General features: G+C 48.0%; 20 protein-coding genes and 1 pseudogene. 20 read left to right on the top strand and 1 reads right to left on the bottom strand.

The window, feature by feature from the left end; all coding sequences use genetic code 11:
- Positions 1-3 precede the first annotated feature (3 nt).
- The 6 genes and pseudogenes from AB5Z02_RS14445 (at position 4) to AB5Z02_RS14420 (ending at position 7,597) form a co-directional block, all read left to right on the top strand.
- On the top strand, positions 4-810 hold the full coding sequence (locus tag AB5Z02_RS14445) for a glycosyltransferase family 2 protein (RefSeq protein WP_155395856.1): 807 nt from the start codon (positions 4-6) through the stop codon (positions 808-810).
- Positions 810-1,766 (top strand): NAD-dependent epimerase/dehydratase family protein, encoded by a 957-nt coding sequence (locus AB5Z02_RS14440; protein WP_368216265.1) that lies wholly within the window; start codon positions 810-812, stop codon positions 1,764-1,766. The genes AB5Z02_RS14445 and AB5Z02_RS14440 overlap by 1 nt, the downstream gene beginning before the upstream one ends.
- Complete coding sequence (locus AB5Z02_RS14435) at positions 1,766-2,791, top strand: glycosyltransferase family 4 protein (RefSeq protein ID WP_368216263.1); 1,026 nt, start codon at positions 1,766-1,768, stop codon at positions 2,789-2,791. The genes AB5Z02_RS14440 and AB5Z02_RS14435 overlap by 1 nt, the downstream gene beginning before the upstream one ends.
- Entirely contained in the window at positions 2,788-4,773 is a 1,986-nt protein-coding gene (locus AB5Z02_RS14430) for a polysaccharide biosynthesis protein (RefSeq protein WP_368216262.1), read from the top strand. Before AB5Z02_RS14435 ends, AB5Z02_RS14430 begins: the two co-directional genes overlap by 4 nt.
- 770 nt (positions 4,774-5,543) lie before the next feature.
- Positions 5,544-6,566, top strand: a complete 1,023-nt coding sequence (locus AB5Z02_RS14425; protein ID WP_368216260.1) for an exopolysaccharide biosynthesis polyprenyl glycosylphosphotransferase — start codon at positions 5,544-5,546, stop codon at positions 6,564-6,566.
- Between the two features lie 107 nt (positions 6,567-6,673).
- Positions 6,674-7,597, top strand: a pseudogene (locus AB5Z02_RS14420) (IS5 family transposase).
- Positions 7,598-7,762: 165 nt separating this feature from the next.
- Here AB5Z02_RS14420 and AB5Z02_RS14415 read toward each other — a convergent pair.
- Positions 7,763-8,564, bottom strand: a protein-coding gene (locus AB5Z02_RS14415) for an IS5 family transposase (RefSeq protein ID WP_368216259.1) whose coding sequence is annotated in 2 segments (ribosomal slippage) — positions 7,763-8,234 and positions 8,233-8,564 — 804 coding nt in all. Because the reading frame shifts where the segments join, the coding sequence is not laid out codon by codon here.
- Between the two features lie 308 nt (positions 8,565-8,872).
- Between AB5Z02_RS14415 and AB5Z02_RS14410 the strand changes: the two genes are divergently transcribed.
- The 14 genes from AB5Z02_RS14410 to AB5Z02_RS14345 all read left to right on the top strand — a co-directional run bounded on the left by AB5Z02_RS14410 (position 8,873) and on the right by AB5Z02_RS14345 (position 25,676).
- Complete coding sequence (locus tag AB5Z02_RS14410) at positions 8,873-10,114, top strand: hypothetical protein (protein ID WP_368216258.1); 1,242 nt, start codon at positions 8,873-8,875, stop codon at positions 10,112-10,114.
- A gap of 2 nt (positions 10,115-10,116) precedes the next feature.
- Positions 10,117-10,941, top strand: coding sequence for a glycosyltransferase family A protein (locus tag AB5Z02_RS14405; RefSeq protein ID WP_368216257.1), 825 nt, complete (start codon positions 10,117-10,119; stop codon positions 10,939-10,941).
- A 1-nt stretch (position 10,942) separates the two neighbouring features.
- Entirely contained in the window at positions 10,943-12,022 is a 1,080-nt protein-coding gene (locus AB5Z02_RS14400) for a glycosyltransferase family 4 protein (protein WP_368216255.1), read from the top strand.
- A gap of 39 nt (positions 12,023-12,061) precedes the next feature.
- Complete coding sequence (locus AB5Z02_RS14395; RefSeq protein ID WP_368216254.1) at positions 12,062-13,234, top strand: hypothetical protein; 1,173 nt, start codon at positions 12,062-12,064, stop codon at positions 13,232-13,234.
- A 1-nt stretch (position 13,235) separates the two neighbouring features.
- Positions 13,236-14,321 carry a glycosyltransferase gene (locus AB5Z02_RS14390; RefSeq protein WP_368216253.1) on the top strand — a complete coding sequence of 362 codons (1,086 nt, stop codon included), beginning with the start codon at positions 13,236-13,238 and terminating at the stop codon, positions 14,319-14,321.
- 34 nt (positions 14,322-14,355) lie between these two features.
- Entirely contained in the window at positions 14,356-15,534 is a 1,179-nt protein-coding gene (locus AB5Z02_RS14385) for a glycosyltransferase family 4 protein (RefSeq protein ID WP_368216251.1), read from the top strand.
- 191 nt (positions 15,535-15,725) lie between these two features.
- Positions 15,726-16,841 (top strand): polysaccharide export protein, encoded by a 1,116-nt coding sequence (locus tag AB5Z02_RS14380; RefSeq protein ID WP_335827598.1) that lies wholly within the window; start codon positions 15,726-15,728, stop codon positions 16,839-16,841.
- A 235-nt stretch (positions 16,842-17,076) separates the two neighbouring features.
- Positions 17,077-17,505 carry a protein-tyrosine-phosphatase gene (locus AB5Z02_RS14375; RefSeq protein WP_042018640.1) on the top strand — a complete coding sequence of 143 codons (429 nt, stop codon included), beginning with the start codon at positions 17,077-17,079 and terminating at the stop codon, positions 17,503-17,505.
- Between the two features lie 62 nt (positions 17,506-17,567).
- Positions 17,568-19,742 (top strand): polysaccharide biosynthesis tyrosine autokinase, encoded by a 2,175-nt coding sequence (locus tag AB5Z02_RS14370; protein WP_368216250.1) that lies wholly within the window; start codon positions 17,568-17,570, stop codon positions 19,740-19,742.
- Between the two features lie 280 nt (positions 19,743-20,022).
- A complete protein-coding gene (locus AB5Z02_RS14365; RefSeq protein WP_042080343.1) occupies positions 20,023-20,286 on the top strand; it encodes a hypothetical protein in 264 nt (87 codons plus the stop codon).
- Positions 20,287-20,343: 57 nt separating this feature from the next.
- Entirely contained in the window at positions 20,344-20,988 is a 645-nt protein-coding gene (locus tag AB5Z02_RS14360; protein WP_100654156.1) for a YjbF family lipoprotein, read from the top strand.
- Positions 20,985-21,731: a capsule biosynthesis GfcC family protein gene (locus tag AB5Z02_RS14355; protein WP_368216249.1), complete on the top strand. Its 747-nt coding sequence runs from the start codon at positions 20,985-20,987 to the stop codon at positions 21,729-21,731. The genes AB5Z02_RS14360 and AB5Z02_RS14355 overlap by 4 nt, the downstream gene beginning before the upstream one ends.
- Positions 21,731-23,842 (top strand): YjbH domain-containing protein, encoded by a 2,112-nt coding sequence (locus tag AB5Z02_RS14350; RefSeq protein WP_368216247.1) that lies wholly within the window; start codon positions 21,731-21,733, stop codon positions 23,840-23,842. The genes AB5Z02_RS14355 and AB5Z02_RS14350 overlap by 1 nt, the downstream gene beginning before the upstream one ends.
- A 178-nt stretch (positions 23,843-24,020) precedes the next feature.
- Positions 24,021-25,676: a Wzy polymerase domain-containing protein gene (locus AB5Z02_RS14345; protein WP_368216246.1), complete on the top strand. Its 1,656-nt coding sequence runs from the start codon at positions 24,021-24,023 to the stop codon at positions 25,674-25,676.
- The last annotated feature ends 167 nt before the right edge of the window (positions 25,677-25,843 follow it).

Raw genomic sequence — 25,843 nt, 5'->3', positions numbered from 1 at the left:
TTAATGAGTAATGTGATAAGTGTCAGTCTTGTTGTATATAAGCCAGTCAAACAAGATTTATATGCTACGTTACAGAGTTTGTTTAATGCAGCCTTGCAGTACTCGGCCATTGAATTGACCATTGTTGACAATTCACCAAGCAGCTCTAGGGTGCAAGTTGAGGACTATATATCTGCAGAGTTGATTAGTAAGGCTAGCGTGATTTATCGACATAATCCGGATAACTTGGGCTTTGGTGAAGGGCATAATCAAGCATTACAGATCGATTCCAAATACCACCTTATCCTCAATCCCGACTTGGAAGTTGCCCCGGATGCACTGAAAAATGCGCTCGAGTTTATGGAGCTACATCCGGATTGTGGATTATTGACACCTTTCGCTACGTGGGAAGATGGTGAGGTACAGCGGCTTTGCAAACACTATCCAACCGTATTTGATTTATTGCTGCGTGGATTTGCTCCTGCGAGTGTGAAGAAGTTATTCCAGAAGCGCTTGGCAAAATATGAGATGGCAGATCAGCTTAATAATCATGACGTGCTGTGGGACCCACCCATTGTCAGTGGTTGTTTTATGCTGTTTCGCACAGATGTTTTGCAGCAGCTCGGAGGATTTGACCCTCGCTTCTTCCTCTATTTTGAAGATTTTGACATCAGTTTGCGGGCAGGAAAGATCAGCCGGATTGCTTATGTCCCTCAGGTGAAGGTCGTTCATCACGGTGGGCATGCATCCCGCAAAGGCTGGCGTCATATCTGGATGTTTGGGCGTTCCATGGTGACTTTCTTCAATATTCACGGTTGGCGTTGGTGGTAATGGCAGATATCAAAAGTACAGTCTTGGTCACAGGTGCCAGCGGATTTGTAGGCAAAGCGGTCTGTGAACACTTGCTGGCGCAGGGGGCGAATGTTAAAGGAGCGGTGCGAAGTCACCCGCTTGCTTCTTACCATGTTCAGGCTCCCTCTCTGACTGCGGATGCCAACTGGACAGCCCAATTGCAACAGGTGGATGTGGTTGTTCACTGTGCTGCCAGGGTGCATGTGATGTCGGATACCGCGACAGATCCCCTGGCTGCATTTCGAGCGGTGAATACAGAGAGCACCCTCACGCTTGCTCGACAAGCGGCTGAGGCTGGGGTGAAGCGCTTCATCTTTATCAGCTCGATCAAAGTGAATGGCGAGCAGACCGAGCTTGGCAAGCCATTTGATGAGAATGTGCAAAGTCCGCCAGAAGATCCCTATGGACGCTCGAAGTATGAGGCGGAACAGGGGTTGATGGCACTCGCGAAAGAGTGTGATATGGCTGTAACCATCATCCGTCCTCCTCTTATTTACGGGGAAGGGGTGAAGGCTAACTTTGCCAGCATGATGACGTGGATGCGCAAAGGGATCCCGCTCCCTTTTGCCCGTTTGACTAATGCGCGTAGCCTGTTGGCGTTACCTAATCTGTGTGACTTCATTGCCCATGTGATGGCGCACCCTGCTGCAGTGAATCAGGTCTTTTTAGTCGCAGATCCTGTCGCTGTGTCGACGTCTCAGTTGTTAGCGGCGATAGCAGAAGCAGAAGGGGTTAGCTGTCGGCTTTTTTATCTCCCACCAGGAGTAATAAGAGGGCTTGGACGCTGTTTGGGAATTGATGCCAAGCTACAACGGATTTATGGCTCTCTGGAAATGGATACCCGCAAGGCTCAGAGCCGATTACAATGGTCGGCACCCTATTCGCTCTCTCAGACCCTATCTCTGATGGCGTCGATCCATAGTGAGTCGTCTTGATGCTGGCATTTGTTTTGTTGTCGATATTTTGTCTTTTTCTTTCAATCACCATGACCGGCCTGCTCAGGCGCTACGCACAGACCCGCTTGCTTGACCAACCCAATCATCGCAGTTCGCATCAGGTGCCTACCCCGAGAGGCGGTGGCATGGCTATCGTGGCGACCTTTCTGCTGGCAGCCCCGTTATTTGTCACCCTTATCCCACTGCCCTCCGGTATGTCCCAGAGCAGCTTTGCATTGATATGGGCTGCGGCGTTGGGGATTGCCTTGGTTGGTTTTATCGATGACCACATCTCTCTCAAGCCCCGAACCCGCCTGATTGTGCAGAGCATGGCGGCAGCTTTGGTGGTTTCTGCGGTTGATGGTTTGCCAGCGCTGACCTTCTTTGGTTGGCAGCTGGATCTTGCCTGGTTTGGTTACCTGCTGGCCTGGCTGGGGGTGATCTGGTTTATCAACCTGTACAACTTTATGGATGGCATCGATGGCTTGGCGGCAGGTGAAGCCGTTGTCGTCTGTCTGTTCATGACGTTATTTCACTATCTGGTTGGGGGGGAGTGGTCGTCTGCCAGTTTGATCCTACTACTGGGGATTTCGGCGGCTGGCTTCTTGTGCTGGAATTTTCCGCCCGCCAGGATCTTTATGGGGGATGGTGGCAGCGGATTTCTTGGTTTGATGCTGGCTTCCCTGATGCTGCTGGATGCTACTTCTTCACCTCAATTCCTTTGGGCATGGCTCGTCATGCTCGGAGTCTTTGTGGTTGATGCGACTTGGACGTTACTGAATCGCTTTCGCCTGAAATGTCGTCTGAGTGAGGCTCATCGTACTCATGGCTATCAATATCTGGCGAGACGTTGGCAAAGTCATCGAAACGTGACCTTGGCTGTGCTTCTTATAAATAGCCTCTGGCTTGCGCCGATCGCTGTCATGATTGTATTGGGCCAGCTCGATGGTGTGAGCGGTCTGGTCATTGCCTACTTGCCGTTAGCTTTTCTTGCGTATCACCTGAATGCAGGAGTACCAGAATGAGAAATGGGCTTTTACCCGGTGGGAGCTGGCTACTGACTTGCCTGGGCTCCCTGTCACGAGCCAGCAAGCGTGCCGTATCTGTCACCGTTGATATGATCCTGATCACCATGACCTATTGGGGAGCGTACTGGATCCGGCTTGAACACAACTGGCCAATCGATAGCCCGCATCACTGGGCACTGCTTGGCGCAATTATCATTGTCAGCATCGGTCTGTTTGTAAGGCTGGGGCTTTATCGCGCAGTGCTCCGATATGTCAGCTTTCGGGTGCTATGGACAATCTCGCTAGGGGCATTTCTTTCAACCTGTTTCTTTGTTCTCTCTGCGTTTTATTTCGATATCTTTCTGCCGAGAACGGTCTCGGTTATCTATCTTTCCTTTTTGGTGTTACTGGTTGGCGGTGTGCGGCTGTTTTTCCGGGCGCTCCTTAATACCACCCGTTTGGCTCGCACCCAGGTGTTGATTTACGGCGCGGGCTCTTCGGGCCGACAGCTGCAAATGGCCTTGTTGCAAGGCAATGAGTTTTATCCCGTTGCCTTTGTTGATGATGATCCAGCCAAGCAGGGGTGTGTAATCCAGGGGTGTACTGTCTATAACAGCGCCCAGCTGCCAACCTTGATTGACCACCATGGGGTACAGAAGATCTTGCTGGCTATGCCGAGCAGCACCAGGGCTCGTCGTCAGGAGGTGATCAATGCACTTGAGCCCCTCTCTTGCGAAGTGCTCTCTATCCCGGGGATGGCAGATCTGGTCAATGGCTCTGCCCGCATAGATCAGCTCAATGAGGTCTCCATCGACGATCTGTTGGGCAGAGATCCGGTAGAGCCGGTGGCCACCTTGATGGAAGCCAATATCACAGGCAAAGCGGTCATGGTGACAGGTGCCGGTGGCTCTATTGGTTCTGAGCTCTGTCGCCAGATCTTGCGGTGCCGGCCATCCACTCTGGTACTGTTCGAACTATCCGAATACGCCCTCTATGTCCTGCACAAGAACCTGCGGGAGCAGTGTCAGCGTGAAGAAATCGAAACGGATCTGGTGCCGTTACTGGGGTCAGTGCAGCGCCAGCATCGTCTCAAGACGGTGATGCAGAGCTTCAGGATCCAGACCGTCTACCATACGGCTGCTTACAAACATGTCCCGCTGGTTGAGTTCAACATCATTGAAGGGGTTCGTAACAACGTATTCGGCACTCTTTATGCGGCACAGGCGGCCATTGAGGCAGGGGTAGAAACATTCGTGCTTATCTCTACCGATAAAGCCGTGCGGCCAACCAACACCATGGGGGCCAGCAAGCGTCTAGCCGAGTTGATCTTGCAAGCCTTGACCCGCGAGAAACACAGCACCCGTTTTTGTATGGTGCGTTTTGGCAATGTTCTCGGATCTTCCGGCTCAGTGGTGCCGTTATTCAGACAGCAGATAGATAAGGGGGGGCCTATCACCCTGACTCACCCCGATATCATCCGTTACTTTATGACGATACCTGAGGCTGCCCAGTTGGTGATCCAGGCTGGCGCCATGGGGGAGGGGGGCGACGTCTTTGTGCTCGATATGGGTCAACCGGTACGGATCATGGAGCTGGCCAAGCGCATGATACGCCTCAGCGGCCTGACACTGCGTGATGAGCTGCTGCCCGATGGTGATATCGCCATCGAGGTGACGGGTTTGCGGCCGGGCGAAAAGCTCTACGAAGAGTTACTGATTGGTGATGATGCCAGAGGAACCGAGCATCCCAGGATCATGGTGGCACAAGAGAGCTGGCTGCCCTGGTCGCGACTGCGCCCCTTGCTGGCCTCATTGGATGATGCTTGTCACCGTTTTGATCAACAGCAAGTGCGCGACATCCTGATGCATGCTCCGGCAGCCTTCGAACCGACGGATGGTATTTGTGATCTGGTGTGGCTGGCCAAACAGCAGCTACCACCAAGTGATAATGTTGTTAAATTGCCCTCACATAACATAGATTTTTTGCTTGCTAATCACTAAATTTTTATATAGGTGCCCATTATTGGGCGCTTTTTTTTGCTCCCCTGCCTTTGTTGTTTGTTTTTTGATCGATCGAGCCAGTCGTGGACTAGATTGGCTACTCATTTTGATGAACCATAGGTACAATCCGCCCCCGCTATTTCGGAATTATCCTACATTTTGGCGTGAAATATTGGTGCACAGTGTAGGGGTTATGGCGAATAGTTGGTGTGGCGACTGGTTTTGTCGCCCCTCTTGCCAGAGGTTGGCGATTGTAAATCACAACGCCATTTAATAACTCTTTTAACAATATAAAAAGACTGCATGCACACTGGGAGCTGTAACTCAGGGGCGGTAGCCATTATTTTTTTTATAGATTGGATTGTTTTTTAGCCCGCAACTGACTTCTTTGTAGGCAATTCGGCGCTTTAGCGATAGCGATGATATCGATACAAGAGGGACCGTCAGTAGTCCCCAGATACATGGCACGGGATAGAGAGTGTGACAACGCCGGAGTGTAATCATTCGGGTGTCTGTCACTGGTTGGCAATCGATTGTAATTGAAATGTTTTTACTGCCGGACTCGTCAACTCGACGAGTTTGCCGAGCTCCTCCTGTCCAGCTCTTCGCTTTCAAATAAAAATCAATCTCTTTTCTTTGTTCGTTTCTCACTGCGGCTCGTTTCAACAAGCTGCCGGAGGGAAACACAAAATCTACGTGACGTGGCAGTCGAATGCCGATGAGACAAACCTCAATGGTGGTTTCTCTGGGTATAGACATGAAGAGAGCTTATGGGAATGCATAATAAAATAGACAGTAGTGCAGCCTTCGGGATTGCTGCGAATGAACAGTTGACGGCCGAGAACCATTCACTGGATATTGGTAATCTGGTGTATGAGCTTAAGCGGGTTCACATGAAAAGTGATGAGCTTTATGTTTACTGCAGTGACAATGACAAAAAGCTTATCGAACGGGTGCTTGCTGATTATCCGTTCACATTGAACTTCAATGTGACAGACCTCTCGGCCCTGAAAGGCAAAACCCTTGTCCATTACAAGAGTGGTGACCTTCCCGATGAACTGGCAGCAATGCTGGTGCTTGCCACCAAATATGGCGCCTACGTTGAACCGCTGGTCAGTTATTTGGACCGTCGCTTCGGCCGCACTGAAGTGGAGTTGCTGCACAGCGGCTACTTCCTGCACATGAAATCTTTCTCCATCCTCTCCCGTCCATCCAATCGCATTGTCAAGCGTGCGCTGGATCTGGTCTCTGCCATTGCGCTCAGTCTGGTTGCCATTCCCATTGGCTTGCTGGCTGCGCTGGCGATCAAACTGGAATCACCTGGCCCTATCTTTTATCGTCAAGCCCGGGTTGGCCTGTTCAACCAGGAATTCGACGTAATCAAATTCCGCTCTATGCGAAACGATGCCGAAAAAAATGGTGCTCAATGGGCAAGCAAGAACGACGCCCGAGTCACTCGTGTAGGCCGTTTCATTCGCAAGACCCGTATTGATGAACTGCCGCAACTGATCAACGTCTTTAAAGGCGAAATGTCTCTGGTTGGCCCAAGACCCGAGCGGGAAGTATTTATCAAAGAGCTGGAAGCCGTGATTCCATACTATCGCTTCCGTCATGCGGTCAAGCCCGGCATTACCGGCCTGGCCCAGGTCAAATATCCCTACGGAGCATCTATTGAAGATGCTGTTTGGAAGCATAAATACGATATTTTCTATATCAAGCATCAAAGCCTGATGTTGGATATCAAGATCCTGCTGCTGACAGTCAAGACTGTGCTATTTGGGATGGGGCGGTAAATAGTGTTTTAATCTAATGGGCGTTGTTTCCCAAATTGATGCCGCTTGAATGGAACTAACTGAGGGCTTGGTGATCTGATCACCACCATCCTCTTCAAGTCTGCATCATGGGCATATCGCTTCATCCCATCACCAACTGGCCTCAATACAACAAGTCTTTGATTAACCGTGGTTCACTCACCTTCTGGGTTGATACCGAGGCCATGAACAACTGGTTTCACCACGACCATTACGGACGGCGGGGCCGCAGCCAGCTCTACACCGACCAGACCATTTGTACCTTCCTGATGCTCAAGGGGATTTTCAACCTCACTCTGCGGGTCACTCAGGGACTACTCGACGCTCTGTTCGAGTTGATGAATGTGCCGTTGTGCGCACCGGACTACAGTTGTGTCAGCAAGCGCGCTCGCACGGTGCACGGTGAAAATGGCCTATCGACAAACTGCCAAGGGGCGTATCACCGACTTGGTCATCGACTCGATTGGCCTGAAGGTACTTGGCGAAGGCGAGTGGAAGCTCAGAAAACACGGCGCTGAGAAGCGCCGTGTCTGGCGCAAATTGCATCTGGCAGTAGACCGGGTGACCCACGATATCTTGGCGGCTGAAGTGTCGTTGGAAAATATCCATGACGTAGAGGTGTTGCCCACCTTGCTCAACCCACTGTGGCGTAAGCTGGGACGTGTTTATGCGGATGGCGCCTATGACAACAAAGCCAGCGATCAGCTTATCACGCGCAAAGGGGCGACAGCCTGTATCCCGCCTCGCAAAAGCGCTGGTTTATGGAAAAAGGGGAATCCAAGAAATGAGGTTGTGCTGGTAATGCGCAAGGAAGGGCTAGCGCACTGGAAGAAGATATCGGGATATAACCGTTGCTCGCTGGCAGAGACGGCGAGTATCGATTCAAGCAGTTGCTGGCGGGGAAAATCAGTCTGTGTAATTACAACAGCCAAGTGGAAGAAGTCATGGCGTATGTCAGCGCCATAAACAGACTCAATCCCCTGGGTTTACCAGTCAGAAAGCCCCGATTGTAGCGGTCACCAAGGGCTGAGACCGTTGCTGCATGATGGTTGTTTTGGGAAACAACGTCATCAAAGGTAAGAGCGCGTTCTATGGGTAATAGCAGAAATTTTACTGGGGAGAGTTTTTAGGCTCGAGGATATCTTGTATCAACAGTTGGTTTGGACGAGTAAGAGCCGCTAACAAAACCGTTCAACAAAGCGTAGGCAGATAACGGCGCAAGCCAGCGTCAACAAGGCGAGATGGATATCCAGCCGTCGCTCGAAACGTATTCGTAGCTTCCCAAAGCCTGCCAACCAACCATGAGTGCGTTCTACAACCCGGCGATGACAACCCAATCGCTCATTGCTATCGATGCCTCGCCGGGCAATACGAACCTTGATACCCCGTCGCCTCAGATAATCTCGGCAACGGCGAAAATCATACCCTTTGTCTGCGTGTAGCTTGTCAGGTCGACATCGTGGTCGCCCTCTCTTGCCTGCTAACGCCGGAAGTGCATCCAACAAGGGCTCAAACATTATCGAGTCATGGCGATTGGCGCCTGAGACAAGCACTGCGAGCGGTATGCCCTGACGGTCCACCACTATGTGTCGTTTACTGCCCAGCTTGCCTCTGTCTGTCGGGTTACGTCCTGTTTCCTGGCCCCCGGGGGCTGGCTACGCTCGCGCCATCGAGGCTTGTTCTACTCCAGTCGATGTGGCCAGCTTGATGTAGCTGGCTCAGGAGCGCCACGTGAAGTCGCTGCCAGATGCCTTGAGCTTGCCAATCACGTAGGCGACGCCAGCACGTCATTCCGCTGCCAAAACCCAAAGACTGGGGTAAGTCCTCCCACGGGATCCCGGTAGTAAGGACAAACAGAATACCGTTGAGAACGGCATAGTCATCGAGGCGTGGACGGCCACCCCGTGGCGAAGGCTGGTGAGGTGGCAGAAGTGGCTGCAAGGACTTCCATAGCTGGTTACTGATGATTTTTCGTGTCATGCCGGCTATGTGGGGATTGGCATCGTTCGAATCAACTTGGTTTTGTTAGCTGCTCTAAATGGTGAGGGCATACATCCGGCATCAAGAGCAGGCGGATGAGCATTACGAACAGCTGAAGCTAGGGATGTGAGACCACCCTCAGGCGGTGCCATTTATTGTCATCTTTGATGGCCCATAAATTAAATCCTCCGGCTTTGTCGAGGGAGATTTAGTTAAAAATGCGGTTTGACAACAGCATGGCTTTTATGATGAATGTTCTTATCTAGTTTAGTTATGCTGTTTTTTGAACCTTTTCATGGTTACAACTTATGATCTTAAAAAAGATGAATTTTGTTATTAGTAGGCATTTTGATATTTTGAAAAATGTTGTTTTTTTATTATTTGAAAAAGCTGCTTTCATAGTGCTAATATTCTATAGTGAAGCGGTAATTAGTCGAACTCTTGGAGTGGAAGACTATGGTAAATGGTTTTATGCAGTTAATTTTGTTCTGCTTGTATCTTCACTTGCTCTAGTAGTTGGCACGGAGATTGTGGTTCCTGCATTATCAAAAAATAAAAAATTACGCTGGTCTATATTAACAAGTGCCTTTCTCGTGAGAATTACATTCTCGATTATGGCATTTGCAATCATAAATACGTATAACTTTCTTTTTATTAAAGATGAAGTTATTAAACAAATGGTTGCATTATTATCTTTTGTTTTGTTGTTTAATGAGCCATTTGGAGTAATAATTAACTATTATCAAGCAAAGATTGATATCGGTTTTGTGGTCTTAGCTAGATTATTTGCTCTGATAACAAGAGCTTTGGTGATAACGCTAGCCTCGTGGTTAAGTTATAACTGGCTTGTTTTTTGTTCGAGAAGCATTGAGGCTATATTACTTGCATTTTTTCTCTGCGTTTTAATAATTAGAGAAGGGGCAATTTGGACTTTTTCAAAAAAAATAACCCGCTTAATCTTTTATAGAGGTCTAAGGCTATGGGTTCCACTAGTATTTATGTACGTTTATATGCGTTCAGACAGATTTTTTGTTGAGCACTTTCTTGGTTTCGATGATTTGGCCATGTATGGTATTGCGATTCAAATTTTTGAACAACTAGGCTTACTCATTGGCATTGTAATTCAATCAATAGGGCCTAAATTAATCTTTAAAAAAGTTGCACTACCAAAATGGAAGGTGATTTCTTTTGTCATATTAATAACTATATGTGTACAGTTGTTTTCGGCACTATTATTGCCAACATTTATAAATTATATCTATGGCGAAAGTTATAACCAAGCGGCCTCTATGGTTATTAATATGTTGCCAGCGTTGATTTTTTATAGCATTGACACTGTATATATGCAATATGTTTATCGAAAAGGATTATATGAGCTAGTTTTAGTTAAATGGTTAGTTATGCTGGTCATAAGTATTTCTGCATATTATTTTTGGTTTGCTGTTTTTGAGCAAACCTCAGTAGTTTACATATTTAACTTTAATTATCTTGCTATGTTGTTTATAACACTAGTTGTTTATTATTCTCATAATAAGAACCGAGATTTTTAAATATGACTGACATGAATGAAATGATAAGATTCACAATATTTACTCCGACCTACAATAGAGCGCATACACTGGAGAGATGTTATAAAAGTATTGTTGAACAACATGAAAAATCGCTTGAATGGTTAATTGTTGATGATGGATCGACAGATAATACGAAGCCTATCGTGGATGGCTTTATTCATGATGCGAAGATAAAAATAAGATATCTTTATCAAGAAAATGCAGGGAAGCAGGCAGCTTGGAATCGTGCTATTCAAGAGGCCCATGGTGAGTTATTTATATGCTTGGACTCTGATGATGGCCTTGTGCCAGGCTCATTAAATAAAGCATTGGGGGTAATGTCACAGTATAAGTTAAATAAAAAAATACTTGGCGTTAGAGCTATCGCAATTAATATCAATAGTCAAATGGCAGATAGTAACTTCTCTATTGAAGGTGGTATCGCATCATGGTTCGATGAGTTCGCAAGTAAGATATTTGGTGAACGAATAGATATATTAAATACAAGTGAGATAAAGAAGTTTCCATATCCAGTTTCACGAGACGTTAAGTTCATACCTGAAATATGGTTTTATGCTGTTACTGCATCGAATGGCTACAAGTTCATATATGCTGATGAACCTGTTCGATTATTTTTTGATGATCATAATCATCTACGTCTCAGTCGAAGCTCATTACGAAAGCATGCTAAAGGTCATCTAATAGCTAGAAGTGCGATGTTAAGATATATTCCTATAGTTGTTTTTTTTAAAAATCCGCTTGCATTGATTAAGACTCTCATTCGTTTTATTCAATGTAATATATATGTTTTTTTAATGAGAAAGTAAAATGAATATATGTTTTTTTTTAGGGAATATTAATCTAGCTGGAGGCACTGAGCGCGTAGCTACGGTGATTGCTAATGAGTTACATGATAAAGGTTATTCAGTTCATTTGTTAAGTTTGCAATGTGGAGATAAGCCTTTTTTTGACGTGGCTGAGAGTATACGCATCAGCCAACTATTTACCACTGAGGGCCGGGGGAATAGGCGATTACCGATAGCAGTATTTAGGTTACGTGAATATTTAAAGAAAAATAATATTAATATTCTAATTGATGTTGAGTCAATGCTATCAATTTATGCTATTCCTGCTGTTGTGGGATTGAATTTGCGTCATATTTGTTGGGAACACTTTAATTACAATGTGGATTTAGGTAAAGCCAGCCGCCGTTTGGCTCGCAAATTGGCTGCTTTTTTTTCCGATGATGTGGTGACCCTAACCGAGCGTGATAAACAACTTTGGCTAGCTAATACTTTTTGTAAAGCTAATGTTACTGCTATCACGAATCCTGTCACGATCCCCCCCCCGGCTAGAATAAATCCACATAAGGAGAAGCTATTTTTAGCTGTCGGCCGCTTAACGTATCAAAAAGGATTTGATTTATTACTGCAAGCTTGGAAGCTGGTTGTCAATGTGCACCCAGATTGGCGGTTGCGTATTGTTGGTGATGGAGAGGACAAGAATATGCTTGAGACGCTTATTCATAATTTTAATATTGAAGGCAGTGTCGAGATCTTGCCAAAGACTAATAATATTTCCGTTCATTATCAACAGGCTTCATTTTTTGTAATGAGCTCACGTTTCGAAGGTTTTGGGTTGGTTCTGGTTGAGGCTCAGTCGTATGGTTTACCTGCAATATCATTCAATTGTGATGTCGGACCAGCAGAAATTATTTCTCATGGTGAGACTGGATGGTTGTGTGAGCCAGAGAGCTATTTATCACTATCAGATGAAATGGTGAATGCAGTCAACATTTTTCAAACTCCTGTTTATAAACGGCTATCTGAGAATGCGGTGTTAAATACTAATAGGTTCACTTTGGATAACATTATTTCTTTATGGATAAAACTTCTCAGCAGAGTGTGATAGCAAATGTTATGGAATATAAATAATGAGATTTATAAGGTGAAAGGTAGTAAGTCAATAGCTAAGGTTAAAGATAACCCACTGATAGTTTTTATCGTTATTTTTAGTTGCTGTATTGAACTATCCGCGCCTATTATTGTATATGGATTGCAGATTATATTTTTGTTTTTTATATCATGCTGGCTCCTTTTAACGAAAAAGATCTCACGTTTTAATAATAAAGATTTTTTGTTTTTGTTTTTTATTTTGTTTGTGTTAACGTTATTCACTCTTTTTCAGCAAAGTTATTTGAAATATCAAGAATTATTAGCTATGCAGTATGTTAGAGTGGTATTTTGGGTTGTATATGGATGGATTGTATTTTTATACCTACGAACTCAATCATTATCGTCAATATCAACGGCTTTGAAATATGTCATATTGACAATGAGTATTTCAGTGCTCATACAAGTCGTTGCTTATTATTTTATAGGTGAAAACGTCATTGATTATTCTTTGCTGCTAGGCGGTGTGCCATCTAGAATATTATTTGAAGTTTTTCGACCATCAGGCTTGACAACTGAACCTGCGATTTACTCTGGCATTATGATGGGCCTCTTATCAATTTACTATTGCATATTAAAAAGAATAGATTCTGTCATCTTAGCTGGTGGCGGTAGTATTTTCTTAACCCAGTCAATTGCTGGTATTATAATGGTAAGTCTTTATTTTTTGGTTATTATATTTTCCAAACCAACAATAATGAAATTTTCATTTGTTTTTGTTGCATTGTGTTTCGTATTGATGGCTGTGTATCCATTGTTTGAAGCTCGTTATGAGCGTTTAATTACAGGTGATGATTCCAGCAATAGCACAAAAATTGAGACATTTAAAAATATGTTATCAATAGACCAAATTATGTATTCTGGTTATGGTCTGGTTGGGAAAAGTGAGAGTGCACCTTCATACTATGAAGGTTTGTATGATGTGACGCTATGGGGCGCAATGATAGTTATTTTTGGTATTCCAGTCGGTATATTATTCGATGTTGCTATATTTTTATTTTTTATGAAAATGCCAGTTGATTTCACTATTAAAATCCTATTGTTAATATCTTTAATAAAGCTAACTTCTCCAATGTTCCTTTTTTTTAATGTTTTTGTTGCTCTTGTTTTTATCATAAGAGGGAATGCAGTTTTTAAATTTAAAAACTCTGATAGTGTGATGGTATGACATGAATATATTACTGATTATTACAGGCTTGGGAATGGGGGGGGCTGAGCGCCAAGTTTGTGACTTAGCCGAACAATTTGCCGATAAGGGTCACCAGGTATTGTTAATGTCGATCACAGGCGAAACGGTTAATAGACCACAATCGGTCAAGGTTGACGTCGCTGAACTCAATATGGCCAAAACCCCTCTGGGATTTATTAAAGCGTATTGGCAAGCGCGGCGATTAATCAAACAATTTAAGCCTGATGTGGTGCATAGCCATATGGTACATGCCAACATTTTCACTCGTTTACTACGTATCAGCACCCCCATGCGAAAACTAATTTGTACTGCCCACAGTTCGAACGAGGGGGGGCGTGGCCGCATGTTGGCGTATCGCGTAACGGATGGGGTGTGCGATCTCAGCACTAATGTTAGTCAAGAAGCTGTTGATGCTTTTATTGTCAAAGGTGCGGTACCTGCAAAGAGAATGGTAGCAATGCCAAATGGTATTGATAGTGAGCGTTTTACTTTTAATCCAACAAGTCGTTCTAGTTTACGAACACAATTACAACTGGCTGAGAACACTCCACTTATCTTGGCGGTGGGCCGTTTTTCCGAGGCTAAGGATTATCCCAACTTATTAGCTGCTTTTCGCCAGTTGCCTCACGATGTAAAACCTGCGCATTTGGCGATTATTGGCATTGGTGAAGAGCAAGCAAAAATTGAAGAACTGACTGCGCAATTAGGATTAAGCGCACGAGTACATTTTTTGGGGCTGCAGCGGAATGTACACGACTGGATGAGTGCGGCAGATCTCTTTGTTCTCTCATCTGCCTGGGAGGGATTTGGTTTAGTGGTTGCCGAAGCTATGGCATGTCAGCGGGTTGTGGTTGCAACTGATTGTGGTGGCGTCAAAGAGGTTGTTGGAGAATGTGGCATTTTGGTGCCTCCAAGAGATCATCTTGCGTTGGCAGATGGAATTAAAAAAGCGCTGCAGATGAGCAGTAATGAGATTGAAATGATAGGTGTTGCAGCGAGAGATAGAATAGTCACACGTTATTCGTTGAGTGCTCAGGCGGAGAGTTGGATATCTTTATATCAGTAATGTTGACGTCAAATCTAGATTTTCAGAGGTATCTGTGAATAAAAATCATATAGTCATCGTGGCCAATACCGCATGGTCTGTTTTTAATTTTCGCTATGGTTTATTAAAGCGATTACTCAGTGATGGTTATCATATATCGGTAGTCGCCCCTAATGATAAATTTTCTGGTAAACTTAAAGACATGGGCTGTGATGTTATTGATCTGCCCATATCTGCCAAAGGTGTCAATCCTTTCGATGATATAAAGTTAGTGACTTTATTGTATCGTTACTATCGTAAGCTAAATCCAGATTTTATTATTCATTATACAATTAAACCAAATATTTATGGTTCTTTGGCTGCTAAAATAGCCGGTATTCCATCGTTGGCGATTACAACTGGCTTAGGGTATACATTTGTCAATAACAATTTTATTGCCAAAATTGCACGGCTGCTCTATAAAATGGCATTTCGTTACCCTAAAGAAGTATGGTTTTTAAATGAAGATGATCGTCAAGCATTTTTAGCGTATAGCTTGGTTAGTGAAAATAAGGCTAAACTACTGCATGGCGAAGGTGTAAATGTATCACATTTTTCACCCATATCTTCTTCGTCCGTTAACAATTCCACAACATTTTTGCTGATTGCAAGAATGTTGTGGGATAAAGGGATTGGAGAATATATTGAAGCTGCGAGAGTGATTAAAAGTAAATATCCAAAGACACATTTTCAATTGCTTGGTGCTTGCGATGTTCCTAACCCCAGTCTTATCAGTCGTGAACAAATAAGCATATGGGAGTCAGAAGGGATTGTTGAGTATTTGGGAACAACAGATGACGTAAGAGCTGTTATTGCCAATGTTGATTGTGTGGTGCTGCCATCTTATCGTGAGGGTATTCCGAGAACGATGTTAGAAGCTGCTGCGATGGCCAAGCCGCTTATCGTTTCTGATGCACCTGGCTGCAAAGATGTTGTTATTCATGGCAAGACCGGATTCTTATGCAAAGTTAAAAATCGGGATTCACTTGCCGCAGCAATGGAGCTGATTATTAACCAATCGATACAAGAGCGCGTTGATATGGGGGTTGCAGGAAGAAATTTAGTGCTTCAAAAATTTGATGAGCGAGTCGTGATAGAAAAATATATTGATATGCTATCTAAATATAATTTTAGTGCCGATGGAATACCTATAAAGAAAAACAGTGATGGTCGTATTGATAGCATTTTTAGTTAGCTATGCTTGCGTCTGTTTTGGATATTTCTCATGTTGCTTTAGCTGTATGCATAGAAGCCAGGAATATATTTAATTGATGTGAGTTAGAGAGTTCATTCTGAGAGATAATGCTCTCTAGTTTTTATAAAATCCGCTATCATACGGCGATTTTTCCGTTCAGTTCTTGATGGCAAGCTTAATAAGGTGTGGTAGTGAAAAGGATTCAGCTCATTCCTCTGTTGTCGGCCGTGGCCCTGCTCAGTGCATGCACTGTGGTGCCCGGTACCAATCTTTCCACCAGTGGCAAAACCGAGGTGGCTACAGGTTCCGTTGATGTTGATCAGCTGGCAGATGTCTATCCGGTTACCCCCGCGTTGATCAGCCAACTGCGCAAGGCGCAGGTGGTGGGCAAGGCCAACCCCGAGCTCAATAGCGAGATCAGCCGTTACGAGTACCGGATTGGTGTGGGCGACATCCTCAATGTCACCGTGTGGGATCACCCCGAGTTGACCATCCCGGCCGGTTCTTATCGCAGTGCCAGCGAAGCGGGCAACTGGGTCCACGCCGATGGCACCATCTTCTACCCCTATATCGGCAAGGTGGCCGTGGTGGGTAAAACTGTGGCGGAGATCCGTACCGATATCGCCAAGCGCCTGGCCCAGTTTATCGAGAGCCCGCAGGTGGATGTGAGCATTGCGGCATTCCGCTCCCAGAAGGTTTATATCTCCGGTGAGGTGACCAAGCCGGGCGCCCAGCCCATCACCAATGTGCCAATGACCCTGCTTGATGCCTTCAATCTGGCTGGCGGGCTGACCCCGACCGCAGATTGGCACCATGTGGTGTTGACCCGCCAGGGTAAGGAGTTCCCGCTCTCCATGCAGGATCTGCTGCAGTATGGGGATCTCTCTCACAATCAGTTGATGCGTGACGGCGACATGCTCTATGTGCCGCGCAACGATGCCCAGAAAGTTTTTGTGATGGGTGAGGTCAACAAGGCATCGACCCTGACCATTGGTCGTGAGGGGATGAGCCTGACCGAAGCACTGAGCAGTGCCGAGGGCCTTAACCAAAATGCCGCCAATGCGACCGGCATTTTCGTATTGCGCCCCGCCGCCAAAGCCCAAGAGAAAGCCGCCATTTATCAGCTCGACCTGAGTGATGCCACCGCGCTGGTGATGGGGACCGAGTTTGCATTGCAACCTTATGACGTGGTCTATGTCACCACGGCGCCGGTGACGCGCTGGAATCGCGTGTTGAGTCAGCTGGTGCCCTCCATCAACGGCTTTAACGAGCTGACCGAAGGCATGCTGCGGGTTCGCAACTGGTAAGACCGTGATGTTGCTTAACCTCTCCCACTTGATTGACGTGTAGCCGTACTCCCTCAGGGTGACGGCATTGAGGGGGGCTGATGCCTCCCTTATCTCCGGTTGTTTGTTGCCTTGATACGGTGACAAACGGGGAGGATAGGGCAGAGGGCTATGCCCTCTACCCGCCTACCTTCAGGAAGATGCACGTAGTGAGGGGCGGTGGCTGCAGATTTTATTTTTAAAGAGCGACAGCGATATGTTTGAAAAAATTCTTGTGGTGTGTGTGGGCAATATTTGCCGCTCCCCAACCGGTGAACGACTGCTTCGCGAGCGTTTGCCCGGCCGTCAGGTCAGTTCTGCCGGGGTCAGTGCCCTGGTTGACAAGCCGGCCGACAAGGTCGCGAGCGAGGTGGCACAGCAGCATGGGCTTTCCCTAGAGGGACACTCGGCGCGCCAACTGACCCGCGAGCTCTGTCAGGATGCCGATCTGATCCTTGTGATGGAGAAAGGACATATCTCTGCCGTCACGGCCATTGACCCGGGGGCCCGTGGCAAAACCATGCTGTTTGGCCACTGGCAGGGGGAGAGTGAAGTGCCCGATCCCTATCGTCTGAGCCGGGAAGCTTACGAACATGTTTACCAGCTGTTGGTGCGTAGCGCCGATGGGTGGGCGAAAAAACTGTAACGACATCCGCAGCGTCTGGTGGTGTTTGGGTTGTATCTGACTATAAAAATGGATTGTGTTTAATGACGACTTCTTCTGTTTCGTCCCGGCAGAGCAGTGCCGCGGTGGAGAATGACGAGATCGATCTGGGGCGCCTGCTGGGTTACCTGATCGATGGCCGTTGGTGGATTGTGACGATCACCGCTCTGTTTATGGTTCTTGGCGTTGCATACGCTCTGTTGGCGACCCCGGTCTTCAAGGCAAACGCCTTGCTGCAGGTGGAGAAAAAAGCCAGTGGTGCCGCGTTGCTCGGGGATATGGCTGATGTATTGGGCGGTGAACAGCCCGATGCGGCTGCCGAGATTGAGCTGCTGACTTCTCGTATGGTGCTTGGCCGTACGGTACAAGAGCTTCACCTCGACACCGTAGTGACACCCAATTTCTTCCCGCTGGTTGGCCGTGGTCTGTCACGGCTGATGGGGCATCCCTATCCCAAGATGGCGGTAAGCCGCTTTGAAGTGGCGTCTGAATTGCTGGGGACGCCGCTGACACTGACGGTTGACGCAGACAAACACTTTACCCTTGAGGTTGAGGGGCGGGTGCTGGAAGGTCAGGTAGGCAAGCTGCTTGAGAAAGAGGATGTCACCCTGCTGTTGTCTGATGTGGCTGCCGATGAGGGGCAAGTCTTCACGCTGGTCAAACAACCGGCTCTGGATGTGATTGCCGAGTTGCAAAGTGCTCTTCAGGTCAGTGAAAAGGGCAAAAATACCGGGATCATCTCGCTGGCGCTGGAAGGGGATGACAAGGGCCGCATTCGTGCGGTGCTCGACAACATCAGCCAGAACTATCTGCAGCAGAATGTGGTACGCAAGACCGAAGAGGCCCAGAAGAGCCTGGATTTCTTGCAGACGCATCTGCCTCAGGTTAAAGAGGAGCTGAATCGTTCTGAAGAGCAGTTGAATGTTTATCGCCAGCAGAATGAGTCGGTCGATCTGTCGCTGGAAGCGAAAGCCGCACTGGATACCATGGTGGGCCTCGAGAAGCAGCTCAATGAGCTGACCTTCCGGGAAGCTGAGTTGCAGCAACTCTATACCCGTCAGCACCCCGCTTACATCGCCCTGATGGAAAAGCGCCAGACCTTGATGAATACCAAAAATGCGATCAACAAGTCGATCAAGCGTCTGCCAAAAACCCAGCAGGAGATTTTGCGTCTGACCCGTGATGTGCAGGTCGGTCAGGAGATCTTCGTCCAGCTGCTCAACAAGCAGCAGGAGCTCAACATCATGAAGGCGGGCACTATCGGCAATGTGCGGATCATCGATGATGCCGCTGTTGAAACCCGTGCCGTCAAGCCTAAGAAACCGCTGATCGTGGTACTGGCGACACTGCTGGGTGGCATGCTGTCGGTGGGGTTGATCCTGGTGCGCGCAGCCTTCCACCGTGGTGTGGAAAGCCCGGAACAGTTGGAAGAGATGGGGCTGTCTGTCTATGCCACCATCCCCTACTCCTCTGAGCAGGCCACCATCGAGCAGCAGCAGAAGAAGCGGCGGCAGGCAATGCCTCTCAAAGAGGCTTTGCTGGCTGCGCGAAATCCGGCCGATCTGGCGATGGAGTCACTGCGTAGTCTGCGAACCAGCCTCCATTTCGCCATGATGGAAGCCAAAAACAACATAGTGATGATCTCGGGCCCCGGCCCGGGTCTTGGCAAAACCTTCGTGTCGACCAACTTCGCTGCCACGTTGGCTCTGGGCGGCAAGAAGGTGCTGGTTATCGATGCCGACTTGCGCAAAGGCTACATGCAGAAGGTTATGGGGCAGGAGATGGGCGCTGGTCTGAGTGCCTATCTGGCGGGTCAAACAGAGCTGGCACACGTTGTGAGCCAGACCGGGTTTGATGGCCTTGATTTTGTCTGCCGTGGGGCTGTGCCACCCAACCCTTCCGAGCTGTTGATGCACCCTCGTTTCAAAGCGCTGCTGGATTGGGCGAGCGAGCACTACGATTTTGTCATCGTTGACTCCCCTCCCATCCTGGCGGTCACCGATGCGGCCATCGTTGGTCAGCATGTGGGGGCATCCTTGCTGGTTGCCCGCTTCGCCAAGACTGCGGTCAAAGAGGTGGAGGTGGCCATTCGCCGCTTCGAGCAAAATGGGGTCGCTATCAAGGGGATCTTGCTCAACGCGGTCGAGAAGAAGGCGAGCAGTTATTACGGTAACTACGGATATTATCAATACAGTTATGGCAGCAAGGAAAAAGCCTGACATTCTGTTTGGATAACCGCAATAGGTCAATGCAGGGTGCGTCTTCATGGCGCACCTTTTTTATGACCACCATAAAATAGTTTTCGAATGCAACCTGTATTTCAGTGCAATAATAGCGTCCCGATGGTATGCTATATTTGCAATTATCTATGTTTACAATGAGTTACTTAACTTTTTGTGAACATGGCAATGCGCTGGTAAAGGGATATATGGTAATAGCATTGTTGTCATGCCATATTTTCTCCGAGCCACAAGTAGACAATAAACAAGGAAAGATGAAATGAAAAAAACCGCCCTGATTCTGGCTGCTGCCATGGCATTCTCTCATGGTGTGATGGCTGCTGAAGAAGCTGCTGCTGCTACTGCATCCACCGGTTCTGCCGGTGCCGCAGGTGCTGGTGCTGCCAGTGCTGCTGCCATCGGGACTGGCACCATTGTTGCCGTTGGTGTAGGTGCTGCGGTTGTTGCTGGTGTTGCCATTGCAAATGCCAACTCCAACGATGATGCCGGCCGTGGTACCGGAACCACAACCAGTACTCGTTAATATGATATAGGGCTGCTTTGGCAGCCTTATTTTTTTATATGTCACTGTGGTCACTCTATGTCTTTATCGCGCAATCTTGTTTTTCTTGGTTTGTTATCTCTCACCGGTTGTTCAAATACTGCTTCTGTGACGAGCGAAACTATCAAATATGCCGTGTTGGGGGCTGATGATGTGACCGTCAGTGCCGAGCATGTCAATAAACTGCCTTATGCAAGCGCTTATCTGAAAATCGGTGATAACCCGCGGATCTTCGTGGTATTGGCTTATGTCAATGGAGATGAACTCTCTTGGCTGACAGCCGACCGGGTCATGATTATTACCCGCCACGGTCGGGTCATTAAAACTGTCGGTATGGAAAATGACCTGGTCATGAGCGAGAGTGGTTCTGCCGACCCACTGTCGATGGCTGCTACCTCATCTGCCAACTGGAGTGCCTTGTCAGAGTGGGAACAGCGCTATCTCAGCGGCTACCGTCTTGAAGGGAAGATGGTCCGTGCCGGACAGGATGAGCTGGATCTGGTGACGCGCCGAGTTTCAGCTACGCGTTTTGAAGAGACGGTTTCAATGTTCCCGGGGGGGAAATCCTGGACCAACGTTTTCTGGCGAGATCCGGTTAATGGACAGGTAGTAAAAACCCAGCAACATCTCGGCCCTGATCTGCCGGTCATTGAACTCACCATTTTGAAGCCATTCTCGTCATGAAAAAACTGACCCTATCTCTTTTATTGCTGTCCGGTGCTTGCTTCGCGGATACCAGTGTCAGCATTTACTATCAGGGGCGTCTTCAAGATCCCATCACCTTGAGTGAAGGGGCACGCCTTGACGCCTTGCTGAGAAACAAGCTGCTGCCATCACCCATCTATTGGCGCTCTGCCCAGATTACGACGCCGGCTCGTCAACATGAGTTTGAGCTCAAGCAGGCGGCGGTGATCCGTGAGTTGGAGAGTCTGGCGAGCATATGGCGTAGCGAAGGTGAGGCTCAACGTGCCTCTTCTGCTACTCGTCTTGCACATCAACTCGAAGGCATCACCGTTACCGGCCGCTTGCCTGTGATAGTTGATCCTGACAATGCCCTGCGCTCCCCGCAGGATAACCCTCGCCTGGAAGGCAACTACCGACTGTTTGTTGCTGCCCGCCAGCCTCAGGTTGCCATGTTTGGCCTGATGGAAGCGCTCCCCACGTTGCCTCTGGTTCCCGGTGCAGGTGTCGATGAATACTGGAAGCGTGATGCGCTGCTGGAGGGGGCCGACTCGGCTCATCTGCTGTTGATCCAGCCAACCGGTGATATCGAGATGGTCCCCGTTGCCGTCTGGAACAAGCTTCATCGTGAACCCATGGCGGGGGCTGCACTGCTGGTCGGGTTTGATCCTGACCTGTTGCCCTCTTCATTTGCCAGAATAAATCAGCGGATCGCCGAGATAATTGCAAACAGGGTGCCTCATTAATGATTCCAAAACTTTCATATATTGCCCTGGCCGTCTCGATCGTTTGTGTTGCTGCACCCGGGGCGAATGATCCCTATGGCCCATCGCAAAGTGATTTCGGTGGGGCAGGTCTGCTGCAGATGCCCAGTGCCAGAATGGCCGCAGAAGGCGAGTTCAGTTTCAACTACATGGATAACGAAGAGTATCGACGCTGGTCGATCTCCATGCAGCCCTTTGACTGGTTTGAGGCCACGCTGCGTTATACCGATGTCAGAACTCGTCTGTATAGCCCTTACGAGCAGTTCAGTGGGGATCAGACTTATAAAGACAAGTCGATGGATTTTAAATTCCGACTTTGGCAAGAGTCTGATTACTTACCCCAAGTATCATTGGGCTTCAGAGACTTGATGGGGACTGGCCTGTTCGATAGCGAGTACGTTGTGGCCAGTAAACGTTATGGCCCGTTTGATTTCACCCTTGGAATGGGCTGGGGGAATATGGCCGAGAGCGGCAATATCAAGAACCCCTTCTGTGAATTCAAAGAGAGTTGGTGCCAGCGTAATGATGGTTATGCGGGCAATGGCGGCAAATTTGAGGTCGATAGTCTGTTCCACGGCCCGGCGGCCTTGTTTGGCGGTATCGAGTATCAGACACCATGGCGCCCTTTGCGTCTGAAACTGGAATATGACGGTAATGATTACAGCCGCGAGTATGCGGCCCGTAACAGCAAAGGCAGCTATGGAGCCTTGCCGCATAGCTCACCTGTCAACATCGGTGCCGTGTATCGTATTTTCGATAATATGGATACTCATCTCAGCTATCAGCGTGGGAATACCCTGATGTGGGGTATTACTATGCGGACCAACTTTAATGAGTTGCAGCAGACCCATCTGGATGAGCCCCGGCCTGAGTATCAACCGGAAAAGAGTCCGGCCCAACTGGATGATGTCGATTGGGTTGCACTCAGTGCGCAGACGAAAAGCAATGCCGGATATCGTGATCTTGTCTGGTATGGCACGGACGATCGTGTTTTTGTCAGCGGTGAGCAGCTGAAGTATCGCAAGCCAGATGAAGCCGAAGATCGTATGTCATTATTGGCCGCGAATGCGTTGCCCGCTTCGGTTCACTCTCTGCATATCGTTGAGCAGAAGAAAGGGCTCGATATCCGTGAGACTGTAGTGGACATGGACTCTGTACGGTTGGCAAACAGTGACCTCCCATTGGGACAAGAGACTACTTATAAGTCGGATGTCATCGCAGCCAATGCACCGCCGGCACCTGTTCGCTATGAAAGTCGCAGCTCGGCGCTGAGTTACAGCGTGGATCCGGTGTTGAACCAGTCTGTTGGGGGGCCGGAGTCTTTCTACATGTATCAGCTTGGTCTCAACTTCAATGGTGATTGGCGGGTGACCGAGAAGAACTGGCTGGGGGGCACAGTATTTGTGAACCTGGCCGATAACTACGACAAGTTCAATTACAAGAATCCACCGCAGGACGGGGATGCTTTGCCCAGGGTGAGAACCTGGATCCGGGAATATGTCAGCGCTTCCGATGTATTGCTTAACAACCTGCAAGCGACCCATTTCGAGCAGTTCTCACCTGAGTGGTATGGTCAGGCTTATGCCGGCTATTTGGAGATGATGTACGCCGGTGGTGGTGCCGAACTGCTGTATCGTCCTTTTGGTCGTTCATGGGCGATTGCGGCTGATGTGAACTGGGTCAAGCAACGGGATTGGAACAATACTTTGCGGATGGCCGATTACGATGTGGCAACAGGCCATGTGACCGGTTATTGGCAACTGCCCTATGTTGATGATGTGACTGCCCAGCTCTCTATTGGCCGTTATCTGGCAGGGGATGTCGGGGCGACACTGGATCTGTCCAAACGCTTCTCATCCGGCGTTGTGGCAGGGGTGTTTGCAACGCTGACTGATGTGTCTGCTGATGAGTATGGAGAGGGGAGTTTCACTAAAGGTATCTATGTGACGATTCCCTTCGACTTGATGCTGCTCCGCCCGACAACCAGCAAAGGCTCGATTGGCTGGATGCCATTGACCAGAGATGGGGGCCAGATGTTGGCCAGAAAATACAGTCTTTACAGTTTGAGTAGCAACGCGTCATTTCCTGACTAATTAATGCTATAGCTTGAGTAAAGCGCTCTGAATATGGTTGTATGAAACACCATTTTTTCAGAGCGCTTTTTTTATGCCTACATTTCCGTCCACCGGGTCATCAGTGCCATCAGCCCATCGGGAAAAGCGAGAGTTTTTTCTCTTCTGGGGGATAAGCATACTTTGGTTGGGACTTGGAATGCATTTTTTCATGCATAACCCGGGTGGGGCTGGTCTCTATCTTCCTTTCAACGCATGGGGATGGATATTTGCTTCTTTGATGATCTGTCTGGGGTTGTGGCATATCACGTCGAAAGGCGAATTGGTATCCAGCAGGCTCTTGCAAGTTTGGGGGGGCGCGATTGTATTGATGCTGCTACCCATGGCGTGGTCTGACGCCACCTTGCGTGATTACGCACTTCCTCGCCTCGGTGGTCTTGTCGGCGGCGGATTATTTCTCTTCTCGCTCTATCAGTTCCGTCTTGCACCGAAGGCGCGTCAACAGCTATTGACGCTTATGCTGGTCGCGATAGCTATCGAAATGACTTTGGGTCTGGTGCAGTATTACCTGCTAACACCGGGCAATTGGCTTGGCTATGACACCAAAGCAAATCGTCCCTATGGCATTTTTCAGCAACCCAATGTGATGGCCAGTTTTATGGCCACCGGTTTGTCTCTGGCTGCTTGGCTAAATACCCTCAACCAACATCGATGGCTGAAGGCACTTCAGGGGTATGTGATCGTTGGTTCAGTGGTGTTGCTGATTGTTCTTCAATCCAGAGTTGGGCAATTGGGTGGAATATTGGCTTTGCTGATGATGCTTCCCTGGTTGAAGAGAAACCACGCTTTGAAGGTGACTCTTTCATGTGTCTTATTGGGCGTTCTGTTCGGACTCGCATCTCTGTATGGTGTGGAAGGGGTCAAGCGGGGTCTTTCTGTCTATCAGTCGGGGGGATATCGTACGATTTATTGGTCGTATGCATTGCACCTGCTGTCACAACATCCTTTTACCGGATGGGGATATGGTTCTTTCGAATCTGTATTCCTGCATAACTATATGGCAGACAAGTTATTGAATCCGGCAATGCCACAGATTGAGTACAACCTTGATCATCCTCATAATGAGTTGCTCTATTGGGCTGTTGAAGGGGGTATCTTGCCTGTCATCGGGCTCTTGGTGATGGGGGCCGCTGTGATATGGCGTGTAGCGGGTCAATCCTGGTCGCATGGATTGGCCTTATTGGCATTAGTCGTACCCATTACACTTCATACCCAGGTCGAATATCCCCTCTATCACTCCATTGCTCACTGGATTTTTTTATTGATGTTGGTCTGGTATATCGATGAAACCTGTGGGGCAGACGCGGCCAGAGGGATAGCCGTATACCGTTACCCCCATAAGTTGTTGTTACGCTTTCTGGCGGTTTCCATCCCCTTGTTTATCGTACCATTCATGTTGACTGCGCTTCATACTGCCTGGGTCGTCACCAAATACGAACGGGGTGGGTATAAGGAGCCAGCATTGTTGCTGGATATTATTAATCCAATGGCTTGGTTGACGCGGGTTGAGTTTGATGTAAATGCGGTACGATTGATGGTGGGTTTACAGACTCAGAATAAGACCGAACTGGAAGCTTACCTGGCATGGGGGCAAGATTTTGTTCGCCATACGCCCAGAGCAAATATCTACGCGAACATGGTTGTTGCATTGAATGCGTTGGGGCGTCCTGACGAGGCTCGTAATTTAAGAGCCGAAGCGCTCCGCTGGTATCCAAAAGAACCATTGCTGATTGAGGCAACCTCTAAACCAATGGTCAGTGGTGTGGATACGTTACCTACTGGAGCTGCCAACTAAGGCTTGGAAAATGGGATATGAGGCAATCATAGCGGCTTGTCTCTATCCCGTTATAGCTGTAGGAATGAACCTGTGGTTTCCGTGCAAAAGGTAAGGTAGAGGGGAAACACACCTTTAGTCACGCGCCTTTTTTATGTTCATTGGACTGCTTTTAACTTGTTGTTTAT

Source organism: Aeromonas sp. R2-3 (assembly GCF_040908375.1).
Classification (GTDB): domain Bacteria; phylum Pseudomonadota; class Gammaproteobacteria; order Enterobacterales; family Aeromonadaceae; genus Aeromonas; species Aeromonas veronii.
This window is presented reverse-complemented; position numbering and strand designations above follow the sequence as displayed.